The sequence below is a fragment of the Streptomyces sp. NPDC007856 genome, from assembly GCF_042868225.1.
Taxonomy (GTDB): domain Bacteria; phylum Actinomycetota; class Actinomycetes; order Streptomycetales; family Streptomycetaceae; genus Streptomyces.
In genome coordinates this window covers 56,351-65,605 of record NZ_JBIAEC010000010.1, presented here as the reverse complement: position 1 = coordinate 65,605, position 9,255 = coordinate 56,351, and the positions used below count along the sequence as shown (strand labels likewise).

The 9,255-nt window shown below is 71.7% G+C and carries 9 protein-coding genes; 4 read left to right on the top strand and 5 right to left on the bottom strand.

From position 1 onward, the window contains the following. Positions 1 to 39: 39 nt before the first annotated feature. Entirely contained in the window at positions 40 to 1,197 is a 1,158-nt protein-coding gene (locus tag ACFYOH_RS23580; protein ID WP_388628624.1) for an acetyl-CoA C-acetyltransferase, read from the top strand. Between the two features lie 14 nt (positions 1,198 to 1,211). On the opposite strand, the gene ACFYOH_RS23575 is transcribed toward ACFYOH_RS23580, so the two are convergent. From ACFYOH_RS23575 to ACFYOH_RS23560, 4 genes are read right to left on the bottom strand one after another with little or no spacing between them, the layout of a single operon-like run. Further along, positions 1,212 to 2,261 (bottom strand): NAD(P)H-dependent flavin oxidoreductase, encoded by a 1,050-nt coding sequence (locus ACFYOH_RS23575; protein ID WP_388629247.1) that lies wholly within the window; start codon positions 2,259 to 2,261, stop codon positions 1,212 to 1,214. Positions 2,262 to 2,272: 11 nt separating this feature from the next. Next, a complete protein-coding gene (locus ACFYOH_RS23570) occupies positions 2,273 to 3,046 on the bottom strand; it encodes a CoA-transferase subunit beta (RefSeq protein ID WP_388628622.1) in 774 nt (257 codons plus the stop codon). Then, on the bottom strand, positions 3,039 to 3,896 hold the full coding sequence (locus ACFYOH_RS23565) for a CoA transferase subunit A (protein WP_388629244.1): 858 nt from the start codon (positions 3,894 to 3,896) through the stop codon (positions 3,039 to 3,041). Before ACFYOH_RS23565 ends, ACFYOH_RS23570 begins: the two co-directional genes overlap by 8 nt. 14 nt (positions 3,897 to 3,910) lie before the next feature. Beyond that, positions 3,911 to 4,708: an enoyl-CoA hydratase family protein gene (locus tag ACFYOH_RS23560; protein WP_388628619.1), complete on the bottom strand. Its 798-nt coding sequence runs from the start codon at positions 4,706 to 4,708 to the stop codon at positions 3,911 to 3,913. Positions 4,709 to 4,787: 79 nt separating this feature from the next. Here ACFYOH_RS23560 and ACFYOH_RS23555 point away from each other — a divergent pair, with 79 nt between their 5' ends. Next, positions 4,788 to 5,564, top strand: a complete 777-nt coding sequence (locus ACFYOH_RS23555) for an SDR family oxidoreductase (RefSeq protein ID WP_388628616.1) — start codon at positions 4,788 to 4,790, stop codon at positions 5,562 to 5,564. A 36-nt stretch (positions 5,565 to 5,600) separates the two neighbouring features. After that, positions 5,601 to 6,512 (top strand): SDR family oxidoreductase, encoded by a 912-nt coding sequence (locus ACFYOH_RS23550; RefSeq protein WP_388628613.1) that lies wholly within the window; start codon positions 5,601 to 5,603, stop codon positions 6,510 to 6,512. 223 nt (positions 6,513 to 6,735) lie between these two features. Here the strand turns inward: ACFYOH_RS23550 and ACFYOH_RS23545 are convergent, their stop codons facing one another. Continuing rightward, positions 6,736 to 8,442, bottom strand: a complete 1,707-nt coding sequence (locus ACFYOH_RS23545; protein ID WP_388628610.1) for a carbohydrate binding domain-containing protein — start codon at positions 8,440 to 8,442, stop codon at positions 6,736 to 6,738. 256 nt (positions 8,443 to 8,698) lie between these two features. On the opposite strand from ACFYOH_RS23545, the gene msrA reads away from it, so the two are divergent. Next, positions 8,699 to 9,220, top strand: coding sequence for a peptide-methionine (S)-S-oxide reductase MsrA (gene msrA, locus ACFYOH_RS23540; RefSeq protein WP_388628607.1), 522 nt, complete (start codon positions 8,699 to 8,701; stop codon positions 9,218 to 9,220). Positions 9,221 to 9,255 lie beyond the last annotated feature (35 nt).

The following is a 9,255-nucleotide window of genomic DNA, read 5'->3' as shown; positions in this document are numbered from 1 at the left end:
CTGACACCGCAGACACCACCGATCACCCAAGGAGTGGCCATGACGGAGGCATACATCGTCGAAGCGGTCCGCACGCCGGTCGGCAGGCGCGGCGGCGGGCTCGCGTGCGTCCACCCGGCCGATCTCGGCGCCCATGCGCTGACGGCGCTGATGGAGCGCTCGGGCGTCGACCCGGCCGCCGTCGAGGACGTCGTCCTCGGCTGCGTGGACACCGTCGGCCCGCAGGCCGGCGACATCGCCCGCACCTGCTGGCTGGCCGCCGGGCTGCCCGAGGAGGTGCCGGGGGTGACGGTGGACCGCCAGTGCGGCTCCTCCCAGCAGGCCCTGCACTTCGCCGCACAGGGGGTGCTCTCGGGCACCCAGGACCTGGTGGTCGCCGGCGGTGTGCAGAACATGTCGATGATCCCGATCGCCTTCGCCACCCGCCAGGCCGCCGAACCCCTCGGGCTCACCCAGGGCCCCTACGCCGGCTCCGAGGGCTGGCGGGCCCGCTACGGCGACCGGCCGGTCAACCAGTTCGCCGGCGCCGAGATGATCGCCGAGAAGTGGGGCATCTCCCGCCGGGACATGGAGGAGTTCGCGTTGCGCTCCCATCGGCGGGCCGTCCGCGCCATCGACGAGGGCCGCTTCGACCGCGAACTCGTCCCCTATGGCGAGGTGACCCGGGACGAGGGCCCCCGTCGCGACACCACACTGGAGAAGATGGCGGCCCTGAAGCCGGTGGTCGACGGCGGCCGGCTGACCGCCGCCGTCTCCTCCCAGGTCTCCGACGGCGCCTCGGCCCTGCTGATCGCGAGCGAACGGGCCGTACGGGAACACGGTCTGACGCCCCGCGCCCGTGTCCACCACCTGTCGGTGCGCGGCGAGGACCCCATCCGGATGCTGTCCGCGCCGATCCCGGCCACGGCGTACGCGCTGAAGAAGGCCGGGATGACCCTCGACGAGATCGACCTCGTGGAGATCAACGAGGCCTTCGCCCCGGTGGTGCTCGCCTGGCTGAAGGAGACCGGCGCCGACCCGGAGAGGGTCAACGTCAACGGCGGTGCCATCGCCCTCGGCCACCCGCTGGGCGCCACCGGTACCAAGCTCATGACCACGCTGCTGCACGAACTGGAACGCACCGGCGGACGCTACGGCCTGCAGACCATGTGCGAGGGCGGCGGCCAGGCCAACGTCACCATCATCGAGCGGCTCTGACACCAGGGAGTCCGCTACTCGGCCGGCGGCAGTCCGCGGAGCGCGGCCCGGGCCTCCGCCATGATCCGGTCGACGAGCTCGACACAGGACGGCAGATCGTCGATCAGACCGGCGACCTGGCCGGAGGCCATCACACCGAGGTCGGTCCGGCCCTCGACCATCGACGCCCTGAGCAGCATGGGGGTGTTGGCGGCCAGCAGGACCTGGCTCCACGTCAGGTCCTTGCCGTGCCTCATCGCCATACCGTCGCGGACCATCCGCGCCCAGCTCATGCCGGACAGCGCCTTGAAGGACGCCGCGTGACGTACGGCGCGCAGCAGCGCGGTCGCCCGGCCCGACCGTTCGAGGGAGTCGACCAGCTGGGTGCGCAGCATCCGGTGGGGGAGTCCGTCGACCTTGGTCGTGACGATGATGTCGTCCACCGTGGCCGCCAGATACCGGGCCTTGACCGCGTCGGGCACCGTGCTGTCGGACGTGAGCAGGAAGCGGGTGCCCATGGCGATCCCGGCGGCACCGTAGGCGAGCGCGGCGACCAGGCCGCGTCCGTCGTGGAAGCCGCCGGCCGCGACGACCGGGATACCGACCGCGTCCACCACCTGCGGGAGCAGAACGCTGGTGGCGACCTTCCCGGTGTGCCCGCCGCCCTCCCCGCCCTGCACCACCACCGCGTCGGCGCCCCACGCGGCCACCTTCTCCGCGTGCCGCCGCGCGCCGATGGACGGGATGACCACCACTCCCGCGTCCTTGAGCCGGGCGATCAGTTCCCGTGAGGGCGCGAGCGCGAACGAGGCGACCCGCACCCCCTCCTCGATGACGATCCGCACCCGTTCGGCCGCGTTCGAGGCGTCCGCCCGCAGATTGACCCCGAAGGGCGCGTCGGTACGGGACTTGACCTCGCGGACGGCCGCGCGCAGCTGGTCGGTCGTCATGGTGGCCGAGGCGAGGATCCCGAGCGCGCCCGCGTCGGCGGTGGCCGACACCAGCCGCGGACCGGCCACCCAGCCCATGCCGGTCTGCACGATGGGGTGCCGCACACCGACGAGCTCGGTCAGTGGGGTGGCGATCGCGAAGTCGCTCACGCCGGCACCTCGCGGTCGCGCAGCGCCCTCGGGTCGATGACCTCGCGGATCAGCCGCAGCTCTGCGGAGGTGGGGTCCCGGGTGTACGGCACCTCGTCCGGGACCGTGAGCGCGAAGCCGGTGGCCTCGGCCACCTGCTCGACCGTGACCCCGGGGTGCAGGGAGCGCAGCCGCATCGTCCGGTCGGGCGTCCGGAAGTCGAGGACGCCCAGGTCGGTGACGACATCGGCGATGCGGTGGTGGCGGGACGCGGAGGGACCGGCCGCGGCGGCACGGTCGTGGCCGACGCCGCAGACCATGTCCACCCGCTCGACGAACACCCGCTTCGAGTGTCGCGGCACCCAGTAACTGGTCGGATGGTTGAGGGTGTTGGCGGGGGCACCACGTACGCCCAGCAGCTGCCTGGTGGGCCTCGCCCAGTCGCCGATGCAGGAGATGTTCTGGTTGCCGTACGGGTCGAGCTGGCTCGCGCCCATCATCACGTGCCGCCGCCCGGTCGCCACCAGCGCCAGGTGCTGCCGGAACGGAAGCCAGCCCTCGACCACCCCGGCCCTGGCACCGACCGCCGGGACGTCACCGATCAGCAGCGCCTCGCCGTCGGTCAGCAGCAGGTCGGGGGAGAAGGTCAGCTTCGCCAGCCGGGCCCCGATCGTCGGGACGGTGCCCATCGGGCTGGCCAGAACCTCCCCCGCACCGCGCCAGACCTCGGCGCAGGCCAGGACGCAGTACTCGGCGCGCGTCGCCGTCGTCGCCGTACGGGCCTCACTCATCTGCCGCGACCTCCTCGTGGAACGCCGCCACCGCGGCCTGGTACGCGGCCTCGTCGCCGGACAGGAACCGCTCGCCGAAGGCCCGCCAGGCCTCCGGGTCGCGGGCGGCCCGCGCGTAGGCCCGCTGGAACGCCTCGTCACGGTCGTGGTCGGGGACGCAGGAGGTGAAGTGGGCGCCGTGCGGTGTCTCCACGACGCCGTTCACGAACGCGCGCTTGACCAGCAGCGTCTGTGGCCCGGCGGCCTTGAGCAGATCGGAGCTGTCCACGATCCGCTCGCAGGAGACGTACGCGGCGTCGGCGGCCTCGCAGAACAGGTCGTCGAAGTACGGGTCGGGACCGAGGTACTGCGCGTTGCCGTGTACGTCCGCCCGGTTGAGGTGCACCAGCGCGGCGTCCAGGCGCAGGGCCGGGACGGCGACGAGCTCCTCGCCGTCCTCGTACGGCGAACGCACCGTCCGCAGGCGGGGGTTGACCCTCATCACATCGGATCCGAGACCGGCCCGGACCGGCATGAAGGGCAGCCGGTGCGCGGCGGCCGTCAGCCCCCACATGAACATGGCCTCGTCCAGCTCCACCAGTTCCAGCGCGCCCCGCTGCCGGGCCGCAGTGAAGTGCGGCTCCAGGGGGATGGAGTCGAGGGTGGCGAAGGCCGCGACCAGTGTGCGGATCCTGCCCGCGGCGGCCAGCAGACCTACGTCGGGGCCGCCGTAGGAGACGACGGTCAGATCGGTGACGTCCGAGCGCAGCAGCGCCCGCACCAGCGCCATCGGCTTGCGTCGCGAACCCCAGCCGCCGATGCCGATCGTCATGCCGCTGTCCAGCCGGCCGACGACCTCTTCGGCGGTCATCGTCTTGTCCCTGCTCACGACCGCTGCTCCCGGTCCGTGCCGACGGATTCGCGGCCCTTGCCGACGGATTCCCCGTCCTTGCCGAAGGTGTCGCGGACGCGGTCGGCGACGCCGCTGAGATTGGCCTCGAAGGTGAAGCCCTGCTCGAACCGGTAGCTGCGGCGCACGTCGACCGGGTCGATGCCGTTGATCGCAGCCTTGGCCAGCCGGATCAGGGACCCGTCCTTGGCGGCGATCTCCCGGGCCAACTCCAGGGTGGCGGCGTAGAGTTGCGCGCGCGGGACCACCCGCCACACCGAGCCGTGCCGGTGCAGCTCCTCGGCGGTGACGGTGCGGGAGGTGTAGTACAGGGCCCGCATCAGGTGCTGGGGCACCAGCCGGGCGAGATGGGTGGCCGCGCCGAGAGCGCCACGGTCCAGCTCGGGCAGGCCGAACACCGCGTCGTCGGCGGCCACGATCGCGTCGGCGTTTCCGGCCAGCCCGATGCCGCCGCCCAGACAGAAGCCCTGTACGGCGGCGATCACCGGGACCTCGCAGTCGTACACGGCGGCGAACGCCTCGTAGCAGCCCCGGTTGGCGCCGACGAGGGCCTCGTGCCCGGCCGTGCGCTGCATCTCCTTGATGTCGACACCGGCGTTGAAGCCGCGGCCCTCGGCGGTGAGTACAGCGCACCGGACCTTCGGATCGGCGCCGACGGCGCGCACGCAGGCGGCCAGTTCGTACCAGCCCTGCACGGGAAGGGCGTTGACCGGCGGGAAGTCCACGGTGACGACGGCGACGCCTTCTTCGGGGACGGAGGTGGAGACACCCATGAGCAGATCAGCTACCTTTCCACCAAACGTTTGTTAGGCGAGAAGGTAGCAGCGGAGCGCGTGCTGCGGGAGGTGTCCTTTGGCGGCGGTCATCGATCTCACCGGACGCGTCACGGTCGTCACCGGCGGAACCCGGGGCGTCGGCGCCGGCATCGCCCGGGCGTTCCTGGAGGCCGGCGCCGACGTCGTGACCTGCGCGCGCCGGCCCCCGGACGAGCCGGTCGAGGCGGCCGGCCGCACGGCTCGCTTCCTCCCCGTCGACCTGCGCGACGAGGACGCGGTCGGCGCCTTCTTCGAGCAGGTGCGAGGCGAGTACGGCCGCCTCGACACCCTCGTCAACAACGCCGGGGGCACCCCCTTCCGGATGCTCGGCGAGGGCGGAGCCGTACGGCACGCCCGGGTCGTGGAGCTGAACCTCCTCGCCCCCCTCGCCGCGTCGCTCGCCGCGTACGAGGTGATGCGCGAGCAGCGGAGCGGCGGCTCCATCGTGATGATCGGCAGCGTCAGCGGAACCCGCCCGTCACCGGGCACCGCGGCGTACGGCGCGGCCAAGGCCGGCCTGGACAGCCTCGCCCGCTCCATGGCCGTGGAATGGGCGCCGCGGGTGCGGGTCAACACGGTCGTCCCCGGCATGGTCCGCACCGAACTGTCGCACCTGCACTACGGGGACGAGGACGGCATCGCCGCCGTCGGCCGCACCGTCCCGCTCGGCCGCCTGGCCGCGCCCGCCGACATCGGCGACGCCTGCGTCTTCCTCGCCTGCGACCGGGCCGGCTACATCAGCGGGGCGAGCCTGCACGTCCACGGTGGAGGGGAGCGCCCGGCGTTCCTCGACGCGGCCGGCGTCAACAAGTAGCGCATCCTGCCGGATTCGACGAAAGGACTGTCCCCTATGACCGGACTGTGCACCGGCCGCGTGGCCGTGATCACCGGTGCGGGCCGCGGCCTGGGCCGCGCCCATGCCCTCGCCTTCGCCGCCGAGGGAGCCAAGGTGGTCGTCAACGACCTCGGTGTCGGTCTCGACGGCACGGGCGGGACCGGCGGACCGGCTCAGCAGGTCGTGGACGAGATCCGCGCGCTCGGCGGCGAGGCGGTCGCGCACGGAGGCGACATCACCACCACTGAGGGCGCGGCCTCCCTCGTGGCCACCGCCCTGGAGACCTACGGCCGCCTGGACACGCTGGTCAACAACGCCGGATTCCTGCGGGACCGCATGCTCGTCAACCTCGACGAGGACGCCTGGGACGCGGTTGTCCGGGTCCATCTCAAGGGTCACTTCCTGTCGCTCAGGCACGCCGCCGCACACTGGCGCGCCGAGGCCAAGGCGGGCCGCATGCCCGAGGCCCGGGTGATCAACACCAGCTCCGGAGCGGGGCTGCTGGGCAGCGTCGGCCAGGGCAACTACTCCGCCGCCAAGGCCGGGATCGTCGGCCTGACCCTGGTCGCCGCCGCCGAACTGGGCCGCTACGGCGTCCAGGTCAACGCCATCGCCCCGGCCGCGCGGACCCGGATGACGGAGCGGACCTTCGCCGAGACCATGGCCGCCCCGCAGGACGGCGGTTTCGACACCATGGCTCCGGAGAACGTCTCCCCGCTCGTGGTCTGGCTCGGCTCCGCCGCCTCCGCCGGGGTCACGGGCCGGGTCTTCGAGTCAGAGGGCGGCCGCATCACCGTCATGGAGGGCTGGCGCCGGGGGCCCACGACCGACAAGGGTGCCCGCTGGACCCCGACGGAGGCGGGCGAGGCAACCCTGAAGCTACTCGCCGAGACGAGGCCCCCGCAGCCGGTGTACGGCGCACAGTAGCCTTGGACGGGTCGTCAGCGACCGCCCCGAGCATGGAAATTCTGGGTACTCACCGGTGCTCGGCGAGGAAGTCCGCCATCGCCGCGACCAGTTCCGGAGACCCGGCCGCCGTCCAAGGACACGGCGGGATTCGGGCACGTCGGCGGCCGCCACAAGTGGCAGTCGGCTGCGGCGCACCGCCCCTGGAGGAGGTGCGCCGCATGTGTGGTGGGGTGGGTGATGCCTAGCCGAGGGTGAAGTCGTCGGCGTGGACGTTGCCCTGGCCGTACCAGCCGTGGACGTAGACGGTGACGGTTCCGCTGCTGCCCGTGGTGAAGTTGACCGTCAGCTGGTTCCAACTCGTGTTGCTGGACCAGGTGCTGGCGCCGCCGCTGACCCCGATGTATGCGTAGGGGCCCTGGACCCAACCGGTGAGCGTGTAGCTGTGGTTGGGGGACAGGATGACGGTCTGGTCGCATTCGCCGGTGCTGCTGGAGCTCGGCGTGACCTGGAGGGCGTGGCTGCCGCTGTGGACCGGGCCGGTCACCACCGTGCTGCCGCCCGTGCAGGTCCAGGGGCTCAGGCTGCCGGTTTCGAAACCGGCGTTGGTCAGGGAGCCCCCGCCGCCTCCGCCCCCACCGCCGCTGGAGGTGACGGTGAGCGTGTAGGTGGCGCTGTGGCTGCCGCCGGCCGCGCTGCCGGTGACGGTGATGGGGTAGGTGCCCGCGGCCGCGGACGAGCCGGCCGTCGCCGTCAGCGTCGAGGTGCCGCCGGATGTCACGGACGCGGGGCTGAAGGAGATGCTGACGCCGGAGGGCGCGCCGGAGGCGGAGAGGCTGACGGATTCGGAGCTGCCCGAGGTGACGGCCGTGGCGACGGTCGCGGTCGCCGAGCCGCCCTGGGCAACCGAGGCGGAGCCCGGCGACAGGGACAGGGAGAAGTCACTCGTCGTGCCTCCGCCGCCGCCCGAGCTGCCTTCGTAGGGCACGAACGCGTCCGTGAACGCCAGGCTGTTCTGGCTGATCTCGCTGCACGTGGGCAGCGAGTTGGCGCTTCCGCCGCACGGCTGGTCCCGGTTGACGGACCAGAAGGCGAGCCGCCCGACGCCGTTCTGCGCGGCGAAGTTCTCCACGGTCCGGGCGTCGGCCAGGGTGAACGTGGAGCCGTCGTCGTTCTTGCCGATCATCGGGGTGATGCCGAGGTTGGCGTAGGTGTAACCGGAGTCGACGGACTGCATCTGCGCCAGTGTGGCCCTGGCCGCGTCGATCGCGCCCTGGCCCATCTCGGTGCCCGTGCCGGCGTAGTAGTCCATCGCCATGATGTTGACCACGTCGATCCTGATGCCCGCGTTCTTCGCGGCCTTGAGGATGTTGACGCCGTCGTTGGTGAGGCCGCTGGTCAGGACCGGCAGGGTCATGGAGAACTGCAGGCCGGGGTTGGACGCCTTGAGGTCCTTCATCGCCTGCATCTGGCGGGCCGCGGCCGAGGTGTCCGCGACGGCGGCGCCCTCGACGTCGAAGTCGAGCCGGGTGACGCCGTAGTCGTTGATGAGGGCCTGGTACCCGGCGTCGATGCTGCTCTGGGTGGAGCAGGTCCAGGCGAGCGGTTCGCCGCTCGCCCCGCCGGAGGAGATGATGACCGAGGCGCCCTCGGACTTCGCCTTGGCCAACTCGGGGTCGGTGTAGGAGTCGTTGCCGATCGGGAGCGTGTCGCCCCAGATCTGGTTGCAGCCCTCGCCGAGGACGAACGCCGCGGTGTAGGCCTTGAGTTGGTGTCCGGTGATGGCGGTGTCGAGGAGTCCTTCCTGACTGTTGGACATGTCGACGTAGGGAGCCACGGAGTAGACGCTGCTCGCCGCCGCGGCGCTGCCGGCCGGTGCCAGAGCCACGGCGGCGCCGGTGGCGGCGAGCGCGAGCGCGCAGGCGGAAGCCGCAAATTTTGCCAGGTGCATGACAGTGCCCCTTCTGGGGATGCCTCGGGCGTGGAGTGGTGGGATGGTGCCGTGCGAGCCGAGTTGGTACATACCAAAGCGCCGGTGAGTCGCCCCGTCAAGAGGACTAGACCAACTCGTCCATCTGGACTCCCGTTGCCGGGGACTGCGTGCCCAGGGCGGTGAAAGTCGGTCGCGCGCGGGCCGTATTAGGCTGGGTGACCATCGAACCGGCGTGTCGACGACCGCGCCGGGCTGGAGCTTCAGGGAGTGACCGATGACCGTGGGAACCGAGCGGGCCGTCCTGGCGGGCGGTTGTTTCTGGGGCATGCAGGATCTGGTCCGCAAGCAGCCCGGCGTGGTGTCCACACGCGTCGGCTACAGCGGCGGTGACACGCCGAACGCCACGTACCGCGACCACGGCGACCACGCCGAGGCCATCGAGATCGTCTTCGATCCCACGGTGACGAGCTACCGCGACATCCTGGAGTTCTTCTTCCAGATCCACGACCCGACCACGCGGGACCGCCAGGGCAACGACATCGGGCGCAGCTACCGGTCCGCCATCTTCTACGGCGACGAGGAGCAGCACCGCGTCGCCGTGGACACGATCGCGGACGTGGAGGCGAGCGGGCTGTGGCCGGGCAAGGTGGTCACGGAGGTGGAGCCCGTGGGCGACTTCTGGGAGGCGGAGCCCGAGCACCAGGACTATCTGGAGCGCTACCCCAACGGCTACACCTGCCACTTCCCGCGACCGAACTGGAAGCTGCCCAAGCGAGAGGCGTCCTCGACGGACTGACACGGCGTCACGGCAGCGCCGTACACCGCCGGATC

Coding starts and splice junctions, on each gene's coding strand:
- ACFYOH_RS23570 (WP_388628622.1), bottom strand. CDS start 3,046: ATGAGTGAGGCCCGTACGGCGACGACGGCGACGCGCGCCGAGTACTGC.
- ACFYOH_RS23565 (WP_388629244.1), bottom strand. CDS start 3,896: ATGACCGCCGAAGAGGTCGTCGGCCGGCTGGACAGCGGCATGACGATC.
- ACFYOH_RS23550 (WP_388628613.1), top strand. CDS start 5,601: ATGACCGGACTGTGCACCGGCCGCGTGGCCGTGATCACCGGTGCGGGC.
- ACFYOH_RS23545 (WP_388628610.1), bottom strand. CDS start 8,442: ATGCACCTGGCAAAATTTGCGGCTTCCGCCTGCGCGCTCGCGCTCGCC.
- msrA (WP_388628607.1), top strand. CDS start 8,699: ATGACCGTGGGAACCGAGCGGGCCGTCCTGGCGGGCGGTTGTTTCTGG.
- ACFYOH_RS23560 (WP_388628619.1), bottom strand. CDS start 4,708: ATGGGTGTCTCCACCTCCGTCCCCGAAGAAGGCGTCGCCGTCGTCACC.
- ACFYOH_RS23580 (WP_388628624.1), top strand. CDS start 40: ATGACGGAGGCATACATCGTCGAAGCGGTCCGCACGCCGGTCGGCAGG.